The organism is Bacillus sp. V2I10 (assembly GCF_030817055.1).
Classification (GTDB): Bacteria; Bacillota; Bacilli; order Bacillales; family Bacillaceae; genus Bacillus_P.
Genome location: NZ_JAUSYV010000001.1, coordinates 5,033,858 through 5,051,218, shown reverse-complemented (window position 1 = coordinate 5,051,218; position 17,361 = coordinate 5,033,858). Strand labels below are relative to the sequence as shown.

Annotated in this window: 13 protein-coding genes; 11 read left to right on the top strand and 2 right to left on the bottom strand. The window is 41.9% G+C overall.

Annotated elements, in window-relative coordinates:
• Positions 1–8: 8 nt before the first annotated feature.
• The 11 genes from fabL (at position 9) to QFZ72_RS25475 (ending at position 11,108) form a co-directional block, all read left to right on the top strand.
• On the top strand, positions 9–761 hold the full coding sequence (gene fabL / locus QFZ72_RS25525) for an enoyl-[acyl-carrier-protein] reductase FabL (RefSeq protein WP_307438951.1): 753 nt from the start codon (positions 9–11) through the stop codon (positions 759–761).
• A 98-nt stretch (positions 762–859) separates the two neighbouring features.
• Complete coding sequence (locus QFZ72_RS25520) at positions 860–1,036, top strand: gamma-type small acid-soluble spore protein (protein WP_307438950.1); 177 nt, start codon at positions 860–862, stop codon at positions 1,034–1,036.
• A gap of 323 nt (positions 1,037–1,359) precedes the next feature.
• Positions 1,360–1,680 carry a YgaB family protein gene (locus QFZ72_RS25515; RefSeq protein WP_307438949.1) on the top strand — a complete coding sequence of 107 codons (321 nt, stop codon included), beginning with the start codon at positions 1,360–1,362 and terminating at the stop codon, positions 1,678–1,680.
• Positions 1,681–1,824: 144 nt separating this feature from the next.
• Positions 1,825–2,355 (top strand): nucleoside tri-diphosphate phosphatase, encoded by a 531-nt coding sequence (gene ntdP, locus QFZ72_RS25510; RefSeq protein WP_307438947.1) that lies wholly within the window; start codon positions 1,825–1,827, stop codon positions 2,353–2,355.
• Positions 2,356–2,541: 186 nt separating this feature from the next.
• The gene (locus QFZ72_RS25505; RefSeq protein WP_307438945.1) at positions 2,542–4,284 is read left to right on the top strand and encodes an ABC transporter ATP-binding protein; all 1,743 of its coding nucleotides are present in this window, start codon (positions 2,542–2,544) and stop codon (positions 4,282–4,284) included.
• Between the two features lie 406 nt (positions 4,285–4,690).
• Positions 4,691–5,644 carry an ABC transporter ATP-binding protein gene (locus QFZ72_RS25500; protein WP_373464718.1) on the top strand — a complete coding sequence of 318 codons (954 nt, stop codon included), beginning with the start codon at positions 4,691–4,693 and terminating at the stop codon, positions 5,642–5,644.
• A complete protein-coding gene (locus QFZ72_RS25495) occupies positions 5,625–6,593 on the top strand; it encodes an ABC transporter ATP-binding protein (RefSeq protein WP_307438942.1) in 969 nt (322 codons plus the stop codon). The genes QFZ72_RS25500 and QFZ72_RS25495 overlap by 20 nt, the downstream gene beginning before the upstream one ends.
• Positions 6,594–6,645: 52 nt before the next feature.
• Complete coding sequence (locus QFZ72_RS25490; RefSeq protein WP_307438941.1) at positions 6,646–8,256, top strand: ABC transporter substrate-binding protein; 1,611 nt, start codon at positions 6,646–6,648, stop codon at positions 8,254–8,256.
• A gap of 59 nt (positions 8,257–8,315) precedes the next feature.
• Positions 8,316–9,317 carry an ABC transporter permease gene (locus tag QFZ72_RS25485; RefSeq protein WP_307438939.1) on the top strand — a complete coding sequence of 334 codons (1,002 nt, stop codon included), beginning with the start codon at positions 8,316–8,318 and terminating at the stop codon, positions 9,315–9,317.
• Between the two features lie 17 nt (positions 9,318–9,334).
• Positions 9,335–10,231 (top strand): ABC transporter permease, encoded by an 897-nt coding sequence (locus QFZ72_RS25480; protein WP_307438937.1) that lies wholly within the window; start codon positions 9,335–9,337, stop codon positions 10,229–10,231.
• Positions 10,232–10,538: 307 nt separating this feature from the next.
• A complete protein-coding gene (locus QFZ72_RS25475; protein ID WP_307438935.1) occupies positions 10,539–11,108 on the top strand; it encodes a YdhK family protein in 570 nt (189 codons plus the stop codon).
• A gap of 268 nt (positions 11,109–11,376) precedes the next feature.
• Here QFZ72_RS25475 and QFZ72_RS25470 read toward each other — a convergent pair whose 3' ends face one another.
• Both QFZ72_RS25470 and QFZ72_RS25465 read right to left on the bottom strand, forming a co-directional pair.
• On the bottom strand, positions 11,377–12,459 hold the full coding sequence (locus tag QFZ72_RS25470) for an aromatic acid exporter family protein (RefSeq protein WP_307440005.1): 1,083 nt from the start codon (positions 12,457–12,459) through the stop codon (positions 11,377–11,379).
• Positions 12,460–12,660: 201 nt separating this feature from the next.
• Complete coding sequence (locus QFZ72_RS25465; protein WP_307438933.1) at positions 12,661–17,133, bottom strand: glutamate synthase-related protein; 4,473 nt, start codon at positions 17,131–17,133, stop codon at positions 12,661–12,663.
• Positions 17,134–17,361: the final 228 nt, after the last annotated feature.

Genomic DNA, 17,361 nt, shown 5'->3' with positions numbered 1-17,361 from the left:
ATGTAAAAATGAACCAGAACAAAACAGCTCTAATTACAGGAAGCAGCCGCGGAATCGGGAAAGCAATCGCACTCCGTCTTGCTAAGCAGGGATACAATATTGTCATCAATTATGCCAGAAGCAAAGGTGCAGCTCTTCAGACAGCAGAAGAAATTGAAGCGCTTGGCGTAAAGGCGCTTGTAGTAAAAGCAAACGTAGGAAAACCTGAAAAAATTAAAGAGATGTTTGCCGAAATAGATGAAACCTTCGGCCGTTTAGATATATTTGTAAACAATGCTGCATCAGGTGTATTAAGACCATTAATGGAGCTTGAAGAAAGCCACTGGGACTGGACAATGGATATTAACAGCAAGGCTCTTTTATTCTGTGCTCAGGAAGCTGCGAAGAGAATGGAGAAAAATGGCGGAGGAACAATTGTCAGCATCAGTTCTTTAGGTTCGATCCGCGTTCTTGAAAATTACACCACTGTTGGAGTATCAAAGGCTGCACTCGAATCTTTGACACGCTACCTGGCAGTCGAGCTTGCATCAAAAAATATTGTGGTGAATGCTGTTTCAGGTGGAGCTGTTGATACAGAAGCACTGAAGCATTTTCCAAACCGCGAGGAACTGCTTGCTGATGCGAGAAGAATGACTCCTGCAGGACGTATGGTGGATATGGAAGATATGGTTGATGCCGTTGAATTTCTCGTTTCAGACCAGGCATCGATGATCAGAGGACAGACCATTATCGTGGATGGCGGACGTTCCCTCCTGATGTAAAAAGAAAAAATTGAACCACAAAAATCAAAAATAAAATTAAAAACTTTGGATATTAATTTCACCTCCGGGACATGATATATTTCGTGGAGGTGATAATCATGGCAAATCAACAACAACCAAACAAAGCTCAAGCTGGCACAAACGTACAACAAGTAAGACAACAAAACGCTCAAGCTGCACAAGGTCAACAACAATTCGGAGCTGAGTTCGCTAGCGAAACAGATGCTCAACAAGTGAAAAAACAAAATCAACAAGCTGAAGCTAAGAAAAAATAAAACTCTTAATTTAAAAACAGCTTAAAAAGAGACACTTCTTCCTTGTGAGAAGAAGTGTCTTTTCTATTTTTATTTAACGTTGAAGCTCGTTTAACTTGATCAGCGGTCAGCTGGCCCTACAATGTAACCTTCCGCACTTCCCCACAAGATGAGTAGATTCACCCGCAAAATACATCCTTCGTATATATCGATAAATTCAGGCTGTTTAACGTTTCCCTAATTTATTGGATACAAACGAAAATCATGTATCTATAACGTGCCGAAAGACACTATTCTGTATCCGACAAAACCTCTTATTCCTCAACATATAAAGTCAAAGGAAAATGATTTATGAAGAAGAAAAAGTATGTGTACAAATCAGCAAGACAGAAGAGAGAGGTGTAGTTGGATTGAAAGATTTTGATCAATTAGTCGGCAATCAGCTCCAGACGATGGAAAAGCTGCTGTGCCTGCAATCTGAAATTGAGAGATGTCAGCAGTTAAAGGAGCAGCTGAGCAATCTTCCGGATGAAATAAAATGCAAGGAGATTGAGTCAGAGATTGACTTTATGAAGGATGAACTGTATATGATTCAGAAAGTGTTTGAAAAGCAGACAGAAGAGGTGATTCTTTCTTATCAGGCTGTTCTGCCATTAAGCAAATAAAGGGCTATTTCGAGAGTCTCCCAAAACCTCAGGGCGGCTCTTTTATTTTCTTTTTTTTCCTGCAAACGGTATAATAGTAAAAACAATTAGTTGAAGATCTTTGCTCTTTCAGCAAAGCGGCTATACGGAAAGTAGGGGAGTAAAATGGGATTTCCCAAGGAAGGAGATAACATACAAATTCATAGCTACAAACATGATGGGCATATTCACCGAATTTGGGATGAAACAACAGTATTAAAGGCTAGTCAGCATTGTATTATCGGCGGAAATGACAGGACGGTTGTGACAGAATCCGATGGCCGAACCTGGATTACCCGTGAACCTGCCATTTGTTACTTTCATACTAAGTACTGGTTTAACGTAATAGGCATGATCCGGGAAGATGGCATTTATTATTATTGCAACATAAGCTCGCCATTCGCATGGGATGATGAAGCGCTGAAATACATAGATTATGACCTTGATGTTAAAATTTTTCCTGATATGACCTATATCATCTTAGATGAAGATGAATATGAATATCACCGTAAAAAAATGAATTATCCTGATGTCATCGATCTAATTTTAAAGAGCAACCTTGAAAAATTGCTGCGCTGGATCAGACAGCAAAAAGGTCCGTTCTCAGCAGAATTTATCGATGTGTGGTATGAACGTTATTTAACACATGTAAAATGATTTGTTATCCGTTCAGACTTCCACTTAGATAGCAGATTTGGGGATGTACAACCTGAAAGCCTGTTTGATAAACAGGCTTATTCTTTTTGCCGGGATATTTTCTAAATCCAATCATGCGCTGCAGAGGCGGGAATGAGATGCTCTGCTTCGCGCAAAATAGACAAAGAAAGGGGGAGACAAAGGCCCTTGAGTTCTGTAAAACGTTACATGAAATTCGTCAAACCATATAAATTTCAAATAGCAGGAACGATCCTAATTGGAATTATAAAATTCTCTATTCCTTTATTAACACCACTGCTGCTTAAGTATGTAGTAGATGATATATTAGGCGGAAAAATGTCAGCTGATGAAAAAACGGCAAAGCTGCTGACAATAATGGGAATCATGTTCGCCATTTTCCTTATAGTCAGGCCGCCAATTGAATATTATCGCCAATATTTTGCACAATGGACAGGCAGCAAAATCCTTTATGATATAAGGGACAGCCTGTTTACACATCTGCAAAAACTCAGTCTCCGCTACTATGCAAACACAAGAGCGGGAGAAATTATCTCGAGGATCATCAACGATGTTGAACAAACGAAAAACTTTGTCATCACCGGTCTAATGAACGTATGGCTTGATATTTTTACAATCGTGATCGCAGTGATCATCATGTTTACAATGGATATCAAACTTACACTGGTATCAATCATTCTGTTTCCTCTTTACGGCTTTTCTGTTAAGTACTTTTACGGAAAGCTGAGATATCTGACTAGAGTCCGATCTCAAGCTCTGGCGCAGGTGCAGGGACATCTTCATGAGCGAGTTCAGGGGATGCCTGTCATCCGCAGCTTTGCCATTGAAGAACATGAGCAGGCTGAATTTGATAAAGAAAACCATAACTTTTTAACGAAAGCACTCGATCATACAAGCTGGAATGCTAAGACGTTTGCTGTTGTGAATACAATTACGGATGTTGCCCCCCTGCTTGTTATATCATATGCAGCCTATCAAGTTATTCATGGGAACATGACAGTTGGGACAATGGTAGCATTTATTGCTTATATTGATCAGCTTTATAATCCGCTCAGACGTCTTGTTACGTCTTCAACTACTCTCACTCAGGCCCTGGCATCCATGGACCGTGTGTTTGAACTAATTGATGAAGAGTACGATATCACAGACAAACCGAATGCTATCGAAGCAAAAGCGGTAAATGGAACAATTGAATTTGAAGAGGTGTCGTTCAAATATGGCGAGAAAGAACCGATGATCCTTGATCATATCTCGTTAAAAGTGAACAGAGGGGAAACGATTGCCTTAGTAGGCATGAGCGGAGGCGGAAAATCCACCTTCATCAGCTTGATTCCGCGTTTTTACGATGTTTCAGAAGGGCGCATTCTTCTTGATGGGATTGATATCAGAGACTACCGGGCTCAAAGCCTGAGAGATCAAATTGGTATGGTTATGCAGGATACGTTTTTATTCAGTCAGACTGTTAAAGAAAATATTCTGATCGGCAAGCCTGGAGCAACGGATGAAGAAGTGTTTGAAGCCGCAAGAGCAGCTAACGCCCATGATTTCATTTTAGGCTTTCCTGATGGCTATGATACAAAAGTCGGTGAACGCGGTGTTAAGCTTTCAGGCGGCCAAAGACAAAGACTTGCCATTGCAAGAGTTTTCTTAAAGAATCCTCCAATTCTTGTTCTAGATGAAGCAACGTCAGCTCTTGATTTGGAAAGCGAGCACCTCATACAGGAAGCGCTGGAGAAGCTTGCTCAGGACAGAACTACGTTTATCGTAGCTCATCGTCTTTCAACCATTACACATGCTGATAAAATTGTTGTCGTAGAAAACGGGAAAATTGCAGAACAGGGGACTCATTCTGAGCTAATGGAGAAACAAGGCCATTATTATTCTCTATTCCAGATTCAGCAATTAGATTAGTCCATGTTTTTCTATCATAATAAAATCATATCTTTAGGAAAAAAGAATTCCATAATAAGTAAAATAAGCAATCCTTTCGGGATTGCTCTTTTTTTTGCTTCAAAAATGCTTCAAAAGTGCTTCAAAGGACATGAATTTAATTAACATAATCACTTTATCAAAGTAATGTAATAAAACTATTTAGGTACAAAGGACTATTTTAATATTTGGAATATTTAGTCTATAATTTGTACATATCCAATTTTTTTGTATTTTGAATAGTATCTTACAGAAATATCATGAGAAAGCATAGAGGATGATCCGACATCATATGTTTTAAGTTGTTGGAAAAAGAGTATCCTCACTGGGGGTGAACGGTCTGACACGGGAAAAAATTTTAGAAATCAGGGATTTAAGCATTACATTTATGCAAAGCAAAGAAGAAACGCGTGTTGTGGATTCCATTCACTTTGACGTACATAAGGGAGAAGTTTTAGGAATTGTAGGAGAATCGGGATGCGGAAAAAGTGTGACTTCGCTTTCAATTATGGGGCTATTGCCAAAGAAAACATCAAAGCTTACAGGAGAAGTGCTGTTTCAAGGGAAGGATCTTCTGAAGCTGAATGAAAAAGCACTCCGGAAAATGCGCGGAAATGAAATTGCGATGGTCTTTCAGGAGCCAATGACTTCGCTTAATCCATTATTTAAAATAGGCAACCAGCTTGAAGAGTCACTTCGTGTTCATCAGAACTTAACTAAAAAACAGGCAAAGGACCGGGTCATTCAAATTCTAAAGCTGGTAGGACTGCCAAGACCTGAGGAGTTATACGGAGAATATCCCCATCAGCTGTCCGGAGGTATGAGGCAGCGTGTCATGATTGCGATGGCGATGATCTGTGATCCGAAGGTGCTGATAGCCGATGAGCCGACAACTGCACTTGATGTAACGATTCAGGCACAAATACTGAAATTAATGAAAGACCTAAATGAAAAGCTGGAAACGTCCATTGTATTTATCACACATGATCTTGGTGTGGTAGCAGAAATGTGTGATCGCGTCATGGTCATGTATGCAGGACAAGTTGTGGAAGAGGGAAGCGTCAAAACCATCTTCAAAAATCCTAAGCATCCTTACACAAAAGGGCTTATGAAATCAGTGCCTGATATCCGGCATAAAAATGACAGGTTATATTCCATTTCAGGGCAGGTGCCGCGTCCTGGCACGGTTCAACAGGGATGTCTGTTTGCAGGGCGCTGTGAATATGCAATAGCTGAGTGCATGAATGATGCACCTCCGCTGTACAAGTTAGAGGATTCCCATCAATCAAGATGCTTTCTGGCACGAGAGGAGGCTATTCATCATGACGAAGCCTTTGCTTAAAGTGGACAAGCTGTCAAAGCATTTTCCGATAAATGGCGGAGTGTTAGGCAGAAAAGTTGGTGCAGTCAAGGCGGTAAATGATTTGTCTTTTGAAGTATATGAAGGAGAAACACTTGGAATTGTCGGTGAATCGGGCTGCGGGAAGTCAACTATGGGCCGTCTTCTGCTGAAACTGATCGATGCTACAGAAGGATCTGTTACTTTTCAGGAAGAACAGCTGCTCTCTAAGTCTCCAAAAGAGATGAGAAAGATGAGGCGGGAGCTGCAGATGGTTTTTCAGGATCCTTATGCATCGCTGAATCCCAGAATGACTGTAGAGCGAATTCTTGAAGAGCCGCTTATCGTACATAAAATTGGAAACAAGGAGCAGCGCAGGCAAAAAGTAAAATCGATGCTGAAAATTGTCGGTCTTGATGAAGCTTATGGAAAAAGATATCCGCATCAGTTCAGCGGAGGACAGCGCCAAAGAATCGGGATTGCAAGAGCCTTAATGACAAATCCGAAGCTGATCATTGCAGATGAGCCAGTTTCTGCTCTGGATGTTTCCATACAATCTCAAATTCTGAATCTATTAAAAGACCTGCAAAAGGAATTTTCATTAACATATATTTTCATTTCCCATGACCTGGGAGTCGTTCGCCACATCAGTGACCGGCTTGGAGTCATGTATTTGGGAAGTTTAGTAGAGCTTGCAGACAGCGAGCAGGTGTACGCCGAACCGCTGCATCCGTATACAAAAGCGCTGCTTTCTGCCGTGCCTCTCCCGGATCCTGAGGCAGTTAAAGAACAGATTGTTTTAAAAGGGGATCTTCCGAGTCCGTCCGATCCGCCTAAAGGGTGTGCTTTTCATACGAGATGCCCTGCCTGCTTTGAACCTTGCAAGGTGAAAAAGCCCGCATGGACTGAAGTAAAAGAAGGTCATTATGTCGCGTGTCATTTATATCAATAATGGCACAGATGTGATTGATAGATTGATTAATAGGAAATAGGGGGATGTATGCGTGAAAAAGAAAAGCCTGTTGGTCTCAATTATGTTTGTGCTGCTGTTATCAGCGGCATTGATGGGATGCAGCTCAAATGACACCTCATCAGATGGTAAATCAGAAGGCGGAAGCAGTGAAAAGAAACAGGAAAGTCTTGTTTTTGGACGTGGCGGGGATTCTACATCACTTGATCCAATTACAACGACAGAGGGAGAAGCATTTAAAGTAACTGTCAACGTATTTGAGACACTGTTGAATTACGGTGAGCAGGATACAACTGTTCAGGAAGGTCTTGCAACAAAATGGGAAGTTTCTGAAGATAACCTGACGTATACTTTTACTTTAAGAGAAGGCGTTAAATTCCATGACGGCACGGACTTCAACGCTGAAGCTGTTGTATTCAACTTCGAGCGCTGGATGAACGGGGATGCCGATAAATTCCCTTACTACACAATGTTTGGCGGATTTAAAAAAGATGATGGCCATGTAATTAAAGAAGTGAAAGCAGAAGGCGAGAATAAAGTTGTTTTCACACTAAAGCGTCCTCAAGCTCCGTTCTTAAAGAACCTTGCGATGTCTCCATTTGGAATTGCAAGTCCTGCTGCTATTGAAAAGCACGGAGATAAATTCAGAGAAAATCCTGTTGGAACAGGTCCATTTAAATTTGTAGAGTGGAAGCCGAACGACAGAATCGTTTTGGAGAAAAATAAAGACTACTGGATGAAAGGATACCCGAAATTAAATCAGGTAATCTTTAAATCCATTCCGGAAAACTCAGCCCGCTTAAATGCATTGCAGACGGGAGAAATTGATTTAATGGATGGAGTGAATCCATCTGATACTGCATCTATTACAAGCAATAAAGATTTACAGACGTTTGAGCGTCCGTCCATGAACATAGGATATGTCGGATTAACGACAAACCGCAAGCCTCTTGATAACAAACTTGTGCGTCAAGCATTGAACCATGCAGTAGATAAACAGGCGATTATTGATTCTTTCTATGGCGGCCTTGCTGAACCTGCGAAAAATCCAATGCCGCCTTCATTAGAAGGCTATAACGATGAGATCGAGCCATACCCGTATGATTTGGAAAAAGCAAAAGAGCTTCTTGCTGAAGCTGGACATCCTGATGGCTTTAAAATGGAGCTTTGGGCAATGCCTGTACCGCGTCCGTATATGCCAGAGGGTATGAAAGTGGCTGAAGTTCTTAAATCAAGCTTTGCAAAAATCGGTGTTGAAGCCGAAATCAAAACATATGACTGGGCAACTTATTTAGACAAAGCAAGCAAAGGGGAAGCGGATTCCTTTATGCTCGGCTGGACTGGGGATAATGGAGATGCTGACAACTTCCTTTATACTCTTTTAGACAAAGACAGCATCGGCAGCAATAACTATACGTACTACAGCAATGATGAACTTCATGACATTCTGATTGAAGCACAGTCTAATGCTGATCAGGAAGAACGCAACGAGCTCTATAAAAAAGCGCAGGAAATCATTAAAGAAGATGCACCTTGGATCCCGCTTGCTCACTCAACGCCAATTTTGGCCGGAAGCAGCAGCTTAACTGGATTCATGCCGCATCCAACTGGATCTGACATTTTAACAAAGGTTGAATTTAAGTAATCTTGAAGGAGGAGGACTTGTCCTCCTCCTTTTTTCAGAAATAAATGCGAGGTGAGACGATGGTTTCATACACAGTAAGAAGAATTGGATTGCTCATACCGGTTTTAATTGGGATGACACTAGTAGTTTTTTCTATAATCAGAGCCATTCCGGGCAACCCTGCACAGGTCATTCTCGGGCAGCGCGCTACACAGGAAGCAATCGAAAAATTAACGCAGCAGCTTGGTCTTGATCAGCCTTGGTACTTACAATATTTTGATTATGTTGGGGGACTTCTGACGGGTGATCTTGGTCAGTCTATTCGAACAGGAGCACAAATCAGCAAGGAAATGACTCCTTATTTGGCTGCAACAATGGAACTGACGATTTTTGCTATGATAATTGCAATCGTGGTAGGGATCAATGCAGGAATCATCAGTGCCTGGTTCCGGAATTCGTGGTTTGATTATACAGCAATGGTTATCGCATTAGTCGGAGTGTCGATGCCGATATTCTGGCTTGGACTAATGGAGCAGTATGTCTTCTCCATTCAGCTTGGCTGGCTTCCTACGACAGGGCGGGAGGAAATTCGGAATCCGATAGATTCTATCACAAATCTTTACTTGCTCGACACCCTTCTGCAGGGCAGATTTGATCAATTTATTGAAGTTCTCAAGCATATTCTTCTGCCGGGAATTGCGCTCGCGACGATTCCAATGGCGATCATTGCAAGGATTACCCGTTCAACTATGATTGAAGCAATGGAGTCGGATTTTATCCGGACAGCACGCGCTAAAGGTCTTCATATGTTCTGGGTTGTATACAAGCATGCTTTAAAAAATGCCATCATTCCGATTTTAACAATTATTGGACTGCAAACTGGTTTATTGCTTGGCGGAGCCATTTTAACAGAAACCATTTTCGGCTGGCCGGGGATGGGAAGGTATATTTTTGATGCCATCAGCTATCGCGATTATCCGGTTATCCAATCCGGAATCTTAATTATCGCAACGATTTTTGTATTTATTAACCTGATTGTTGATCTTTTATATGCTGCAATTGATCCAAGGATTAAATATTAGGAAAGGGGGAGACTGCTATGTCACTACCATCGCTGCAGGAGCAGCAGACTGCCATTATAAAACAGGAGAAGGTTGTCACTCCTTTTCAGCAGAAGCTGCGCGTCTTTTTACAAAATAAATTAGCAATCGCAGGAAGCTTTCTCGTCCTTTTCTTTATTATTATTGCAATCACAGCACCGCTGATTGCCCCTCAAGGCATTGATGAGCAGGAGCTCTCAAAGAGATTGCTTCCTCCTTCATCTGAGCATTGGTTTGGAACGGACGATTTTGGCCGGGATATTTTTTCAAGAGTCCTGTTTGGGGCAAGAATTTCCCTGTGGGTTGGCTTTTTCTCAGTTCTTGGATCAGCAATAGTGGGAACACTTCTTGGTATCATGGCTGGCTATTACGGCCGTGTTATTGATACCATCATTTCAAGGATTTTTGATATCATGCTTGCCTTTCCGAGCATTCTGCTTGCCATTGCGATTGTTGCTATTTTAGGACCTTCCCTGCAGAATGCACTGATCGCCATTGCTGTCATTAACATTCCGAACTTTGGCAGGCTGATCAGAGCGAAAGTGCTAAGTGTAAAAGAAGAAGAGTACATACACGCAGCAAAAGCGGTCGGAACAAGCGATACCAGAATTCTGCTTGTTCATGTTCTGCCGAATAGCCTTTCGCCGATTATTGTACAAGCTTCTCTTGCGATTGCAACTGCCATTATTGAAGCGGCTGCTCTTGGATTCCTTGGACTTGGCGCACAGGCTCCAAATCCTGAATGGGGAAAAATGCTTGCCGATTCCAAGCAATATTTAGTTCAGGCTCCTTGGACACTGTTTTTCCCCGGTCTTGCCATTATGCTTACCGTTCTTGGGTTTAACTTAATGGGTGACGGACTTCGGGATGCGCTCGATCCAAAAGGGAAGCATTAATAAAGCAATCTACATGAAGAGTCCAGATCCTATGAGATTTGGACTCTTCTCATTTGTGGGGAGTACTAACGGGGAAAGAAAGATTTTTTTTATAGATTAGCAGGTATATAATCTTCCGCAGTTGTGTCTAGCTCCACCTCCTAGCCCCTCGGCCAGAACAAATTCACCCAAAAAGTCAAAACCGTACTTTTCGGGTGAATTCTTATCTGTCTGTCGGGTCTGACCAGTCGGTTCCGTTCTTGGTGCACAAATTCTGCACAATTCTTTTGTATAATGTAATCAAAGCTTATGGGAGGATGAGGAAAATATGAAGAAAAAAAAACTGACTATCTTTTTATCGCTGATCACGGCCGTTTCATTGTCTCTTGGTGCTTGCGGAAACAGTGCAGGGGATCAAGGAGAAAAAAAGGAAGATTCGGAACATATGGATCATGGCAGTATGAATCACTCAAGCTCTGGAGAAGTGCCTGAAGGGTTAAAAGAGGCGGAAAGTCCATCTTATGAAGTAGGAAGTAAAGCAATTATCAAAACAGATCATATGGAAGGTATGAATGGTGCCGAAGCTGTGATTTCGGGTGCATTTGATACAACTGTTTATGCCATCTCCTATACTCCTGAAGGGGGCGGAGAGCCTGTTGTGAATCATAAATGGATTATTCATGAAGAAATCAAGAATGCTCCTGAACAACCGTTAAAAGCAGGAGATGAAGTAACTGTCGAGGCGAGCCATATGGAAGGCATGGAAGGCGCGGAGGCTGTCATTGATTCTGCTGAAAAAACAACGGTATATATGGTCGATTACACCCCTGAAGGCGGCGGTGAAGAAGTGAAAAATCACAAATGGGTGACAGAAAGTGAGTTAGGCAAAGCTGAATAATAAAAAAGCCTGTGTTCGCATTGATTGTTGCTATTCGTAAGGTTATTACACACGCATTAAGTTAACAGCCATGATCTTTACATCAAATGTAAGCGGGAAATGGAGCAGAAAAATCACCTTCAGCCTGAAAAAAGTGCGTCAAAGAGATATAAATTAGTTTATACGACGTATCTATATTGAAAATCTAAAACCTAAAAGTTTACAGAAAAAGCCTAAAAAAAGAGAACTAACCATTAACGGTTTAGTCCTCTTTTTTTACTAATTCAAATCAGCTGGTTTCTTCGATTTCATTAATTTGAAGTTCATTTTCATCTTTATGATAATTATGGAAGCTGTTTATAAGAGTATCTAAATGCTCCAGCTGCTCGCTATAGTCAATGATGACAGCTATAAGAGGGAGCAGATGATAGAAGCACTCCTGATCAATGCAGTTTCCTTTAAATTTCATAAAAGTATCGACGAGCTCCTGCTTGTTAAACAGGCCTTCCTTAATGAGGTCAGTTGTGGACTGCGGTTTAATTTTGCCTATAAATTTCAGGAGGCTTCTTTCATGAAAATCGATCAAATAGTCCAGCTCATTGACAAGAATCTCTTTAAAATCTTCTGGAAGGTGATGCAATTCATTTTCCAGCCTGTGGAGCTTTTTCAGGGTATCCAAGGAACGATTCGATGTAACAAGCATTTGCCTGAACAGGACGAGCTTGCGCGATTTTGCATAGATATTTCTTTTGAAATAAGCCCGTTCTTCCTTATACAGCAGATAAAGCTGATCAAGCTTAATCATTTTATCTTTTATTTTCTCAATGTCTGTTTTCAGTTCGCTGTAATCAGAAACCTGCCTCATGTTAATGCGGATCCATTTGATTATTTCCTCCGTATTGTCCACAATCCTGTAGTATAGCTTTGTTTCGTATTTAGGCGGAATAAAGATTAAGTTGACTATGAAGGCCGATAAAACTCCGAGCAGGACCGTTCCAAAACGGATGAGAGAAAATTCAATGAAATCTTCCCCCGGACTTTCTAAGATCGCAATAACTGTAACGATGGATACAGGAATCGTATTTTCAATTTTTATTTTTAAATTAATCGCTATGACAATAATTACAGTTAAACCAATAACAAACGGATGGGGACCAAAGATCAGCCCGAACAGTATGGCAAAGGCTGCTCCGATGATATTTGCCTGTACTTGCTCAATGACAGATAGATAAGAGCGATATATGGTTGGCTGGATTGCAAAAATGGCTGCAATACCTGCAAACGCGGGAGACGGTATTTTTAATAACGTGGCCAAGTATAGAGCCAGCGTAATGGCTATCCCCGTTTTTATAATGCGGGCACCAAGTTTCATAAGGTGTGTATGGACATTCCCTTCTTTACTAATTGTTGTTGGGCTGTTTCGCACAAATGAAAAAGAACAATGTTTGCAGAAAAGCCTTCTTGTTAAATAATTAATGACTATACAACGTTTAAACAAATTATTCAAGTTACATTTTCACGTTTTGGTAAAAAAAAATAACACCTGACAGGCAGGTGTTATTTGAAAGTAGTATTATTCAGTTGATACAGATGGGTCTGCCTGCTCTTTAACAGGCACCAGCTGAATAAAGTTATTTTTTAAATCCTGTAAAAGCGGTTTTAGTTCTTCAGCTTCATCATTTTGACCATGACGCCCGAGAGCATCGATGTATGTTGTAAGCAATTCTGATACATCACTCTGGCCTTTTGAATTTAGAGGTGAAATGTCAATTTTAGCGCCTTTTGCAATTCGGCGTTCTAAAGCCTGCTTTGTTAATCCAAGTTCAGGCTGATGTCTGACATACACAACCCCGCCAGTCATCCCTGCACAAATCCATGGGCCTGGATCTCCCATGACAAGTCCTCTGCCGTTTGTCATGTATTCAAACGCAAATCCTTTAATATTGGCGTTTACTCCCATATTACCCTTCTCATTTGCAGGAATTGGCTTATCAATCTTACCGCCAATAATCATGTCTGCTCCTGACAGGCGAATTCCAGCGCGTGCGTCCGCATTGCCTTGTACTAGCAGCAGGCCGCTTTGCGCGCCATAGCCAAATCCTTTACCAACAGAACCGTTGTAGTACTTTCCGTCAGTTCCTTTAGATTTGAATACTTGGATGCTGCCTCCAAATGACGTTTTGCCTGTGCCATCCTGCGCTCCGCCTTCAACACGGATATTAATGCCGCTTGAATTATAGGCGCCAAGACCGTTTCCTGGAATAGAGCCTTCTTTATAATAAAGCTCAACGTCATCCAGTTTTTTGTACGAGCCGTCGAGACGGCCGCGCACTCTGTGACAGGAAACCCGGCTGCCGAGGATGCGCTGTTCAGATGTAACGCTCGAGAATTCTCTTGAATCATGAAGTTCATTGTCATCGTAATCTAAATACTCAGCTCCGGCTGCAACAGCGAGACGTTTGCTTTCTATGCTTGCTGCAACTTCTTTATGAGAAAGATTTTGAATATCCAATGTTTCAAGCAAGAGTGACAGATCCATTTCTTCTTTGCCGCGCGTTTGCTCAAGCAAGTCAGATCTTCCGACAAGCTCCTGAAGATTTGTAAATCCAAGTGATGCTGTCAGTGCCTGAAGCTCTGAACCGAATGCGCTGAACAAATTAACAAGGCCCTGTACAGCAGGATCGTATTTTCTTGGAACAAAGCGTCTTAAGCCATGTTCTTTTGCCTGTGCTTCTGATTCAATTTGAGTGGCAATCCCCACGTGGCATGTATCTAAATGACAGCCGCGGCATGTTGTACAGCCGATTGCAATCATCGATAATGTTCCAAAACCGACGCGGTTCGCTCCAAGCAGAACAACTTTCATAACGTCGAGTGCACTTTTAATTCCGCCGTCTGCCCAAAGCTCTACTTTTTCACGCAATCCAGCTTCGAGTAATGCGTTATGTGCCGCTTTAACACCGATTTCAACAGGCAGCCCAACATGCTGAAGTGCATGGATGCGGGCTGCACCAGTACCGCCGTCAAAACCGCTCAGCGTGATGATGTCAGCTCCGGCTTTTGCAATTCCTACTGCTATCGTTCCGATGTTAGGAACAACAGGAACTTTAACTGAAACCTTTGCCTGATCATTAGCTGTTTTCAGTTCAGAAATCATTTGCGCCAAATCCTCAATCGAGTAGATATCGTGGTTATTTGACGGAGAGATGAGATCTGATCCGATCGTGGCATTCCTGGATTCTGCAATTTTCGCTGTTACTTTTGAACCTGGCAAGTGACCGCCTTCACCAGGCTTCGCTCCCTGGCCGATTTTAATTTCCAGGAGGTTGGAAGAGTTCAGAAGCTCTGCATTTACGCCAAATCTTCCTGATGCGATTTGCTGTCCGCGTGTGCGCGGATATTTACCGAGCATATCTTTAATTTCTCCGCCTTCACCGTTCAGACTTACCATATTTAATTGTTCAGCAGCTTCTGCATAAGCACGGAATGCTACTTCATTTTGTGAACCGAAGGACATGGAGGCGATCACGAATGGAAGACTGTGCTCTCCGACTCCGATATTTACTTTTTCTTTTGGCACGGCAGTTTTAGCTGTTTTTAAGTCAGTCAAATGACGAATGGTAATCGGATTGCTTTCTTCCTGCTCTGTCAGTTTTTCGCGATAACCGTCATAGCTGCCCGTTTTTGCAACATCGCCAATCGCTTTCCAGATTCTCGGGAAAATGTGGAACGTCTTGCTTGGACGGGCTTTTTCATTTTCAAAGTCCTGGCTTCGTTCAAGTGCATCCGCTTTGAGGCTTTCAAAATTGTATTTAAGAGAACGAGAGCCTAAGAAATTTACAATGTTAAGCTCTTTTTCGATTTCTTCATTTAATCCGATTGCCGAGAAGAGTCGTCCATATCCTCTTAACTCATGAATGCCGATTGTAGAAATGACCTTCTCTAGTCCTTTGTTCAATGATTCATACAAGTTAACAGCAGGTTTTGCTGATTCTTCCTCAGCAACAGTAGCAAAAAGGATATATGGGCTGATTAAATTTGCTCCAAGACCGTATGCAATCATAATGTCATGCAGGGATCTGATGGCTCCTGTGCGAAGAACGATCGAGCAGTTTCTTCGCAGGCTTGCTTGAACCAACGCCTGATCAATAACGGAAGTAATCAAGTGCGGATCAATCCACAGCTTTCCGTTTTGATGGGCTTCCTGATCGTCAAGCACAAGTAATACAGCGCCTTCGTTTACAGCTTGAATAGCTTCAAGCTTCAGACGGTCAAGAGCGTCTTTCAGGCTCTCACTTTCAGAGTACACAGCAGATAGGACATACAGCTGTTTTTCCTTAGAGAATGTCTCGATAACTTCTTCATATGGAAGCTGTTCAATATGCTCAGGTGCCATTATTCCAAGCTTGCCTTCAAGCAATAATGGTGAAGGAAGCTCAATCATAGCTGTTCTTTCCTGCTGCTCAGTCAGTGAAGGGCGTTTCCCGATCACAGAGCGGATGGAGAAATGCTCTGACTCGCGATCACGGTCAATCGCCGGATTGGTAACAACAGCAACACTTTCTTTAATAAAGTCAGCAATGTTTTTCCGGTCTGGATGAATTGCTGCAAGCGGGCCATCATGGCCGAGCGAGCGAATCGGCTCGGCTCCTTTTTCAGCCATTTGCTCAAGCAGCTGAATGTGCTCGCGATCCCAGCCGAATGCAGCGTAATGTCCATTGTGAACTTTGAAAATAGGAGACGCTGAACATTTGCCTTTGCTGATTGGATGCGCCAATCTTCTGCGGTACCCGTCAATATCCGTCCTGCCTGAAAATCTTTTATAGACTTCCTCCTGAAGAGAAGGATACTCAAACAGTTCGATATCATCCTTGTTCCATTTAAGTCCAAGCTTCTCGCCAGGTCCAAGCGGTTTAGGCTCGCCTGCATATAGAGAAGTCGGAATGATTCCCGGTTCCGATGCAAATATATAGGAAGATTTTGATTCTACCTTCCATAATGGTCTGAGTCCCAAAGCATCTACGCTGAATACTGCTTCATCAGCGAATCTCGAGATAATGCCTGCAGGACCTTGTGCGAAATGGCCCCAAGCTTCACGAATATACGTGTATAAGTCCTGAAGGTGGTCTGGATATGCTTTAATTTCATTAATAATAGGAGGAAAAAGAACGTCGAGTGCTTCAAACAGGCTATAGCCGTCTCTTGCCACCAATGTTTCAATCGTTCTGTTCAAGTCTTGAGAATCACTTCCGCCGTCTGTAAGCGGAACATTCATCATTCTTGCTTCGTCACGAAGCTTTGCAATTGTATTGATTTCACCGTTATGACCTAACAGGCTAAATGGCTGCACACGAAAAAAAGTAGATAATGTATTAGTAGAATACCTGTTATGGCCAAGTGTCATCGTTGATGCTGCAAGCGGATTTGCAAGATCATGATAAAACTTCGGAAGTACATCTCCCGCACCCATAACCTTATAAACAGCAGCATGCTGACTGAGTGATGCGACATGTACATTGAGGTTTTTCTCAATCTGAATCGTCAGCTCAAAAAGATCCTTATTAAGAGATTCATGCTTGCCGGCTGGAATCATGGCAAATTGCCAAAAGAGAGGTTCTTCTTGCAGGGCGATGGGTCCTAGTGCAGATGATGTTGTGACTTTATCTGTTTCGAAAACAAGTTCGAAATTCTTTTCGGATAGAAGGTTTTTGATTTCTTTTTTCAATTTATCAGGGCTTTCGTTTTTAGACAAAAAGAGGTGTCCGACGATAAAATCGCCACGCTCGGCTAGCTGCTGATCAAGATTTGCGTCTGCAAGCTTCTGCTTCCAAAGGGCTCTTGGAATATCAATATGAATGCCGACACCGTCTCCTTCGCCGTTTATAAATCCGGCGCGGTGATTCATCGTAATCAATGCATCTATACATAAATCAATGTTTTCTTTAGTCGGCACGTTCCGTTTTTCGATGACTGATACAATGCCGCAAGCGTCATGCTCTGCGTTGTAATATTCCTTAAACTTACTTGGGCTCCAATTTTCTTTCATAAAAGCGGCTTGAAAGGGGAATGTGTTCCCTCTTATAGCCTTCACCTCCCAATAAAATATGAATCTATCATTTAAAACTATAGATTTCTTTGTAAGATTTAATAACAAAATTTTCAGAAATGTAATACTTATCATATCATTTAGATTAAAAAAATTCAATTATTTATGCATATTTTTGGGGGACACATACAAGTTTGAAAAGTTTAAATATTCATAAAAACGCACAGG

Excerpts from the sequence above, each read along its gene's own strand:
- fabL (WP_307438951.1), top strand. The coding sequence starts at position 9 with ATGAACCAGAACAAAACAGCTCTAATTACAGGAAGCAGCCGCGGAATC.
- QFZ72_RS25520 (WP_307438950.1), top strand. The coding sequence starts at position 860 with ATGGCAAATCAACAACAACCAAACAAAGCTCAAGCTGGCACAAACGTA.
- QFZ72_RS25515 (WP_307438949.1), top strand. The coding sequence starts at position 1,360 with ATGATTTATGAAGAAGAAAAAGTATGTGTACAAATCAGCAAGACAGAA.
- ntdP (WP_307438947.1), top strand. The coding sequence starts at position 1,825 with ATGGGATTTCCCAAGGAAGGAGATAACATACAAATTCATAGCTACAAA.
- QFZ72_RS25500 (WP_373464718.1), top strand. The coding sequence starts at position 4,691 with ATGCAAAGCAAAGAAGAAACGCGTGTTGTGGATTCCATTCACTTTGAC.
- QFZ72_RS25495 (WP_307438942.1), top strand. The coding sequence starts at position 5,625 with ATGACGAAGCCTTTGCTTAAAGTGGACAAGCTGTCAAAGCATTTTCCG.
- QFZ72_RS25485 (WP_307438939.1), top strand. The coding sequence starts at position 8,316 with ATGGTTTCATACACAGTAAGAAGAATTGGATTGCTCATACCGGTTTTA.
- QFZ72_RS25480 (WP_307438937.1), top strand. The coding sequence starts at position 9,335 with ATGTCACTACCATCGCTGCAGGAGCAGCAGACTGCCATTATAAAACAG.
- QFZ72_RS25475 (WP_307438935.1), top strand. The coding sequence starts at position 10,539 with ATGAAGAAAAAAAAACTGACTATCTTTTTATCGCTGATCACGGCCGTT.
- QFZ72_RS25470 (WP_307440005.1), bottom strand. The coding sequence starts at position 12,459 with ATGAAACTTGGTGCCCGCATTATAAAAACGGGGATAGCCATTACGCTG.
- QFZ72_RS25465 (WP_307438933.1), bottom strand. The coding sequence starts at position 17,133 with ATGAAAGAAAATTGGAGCCCAAGTAAGTTTAAGGAATATTACAACGCA.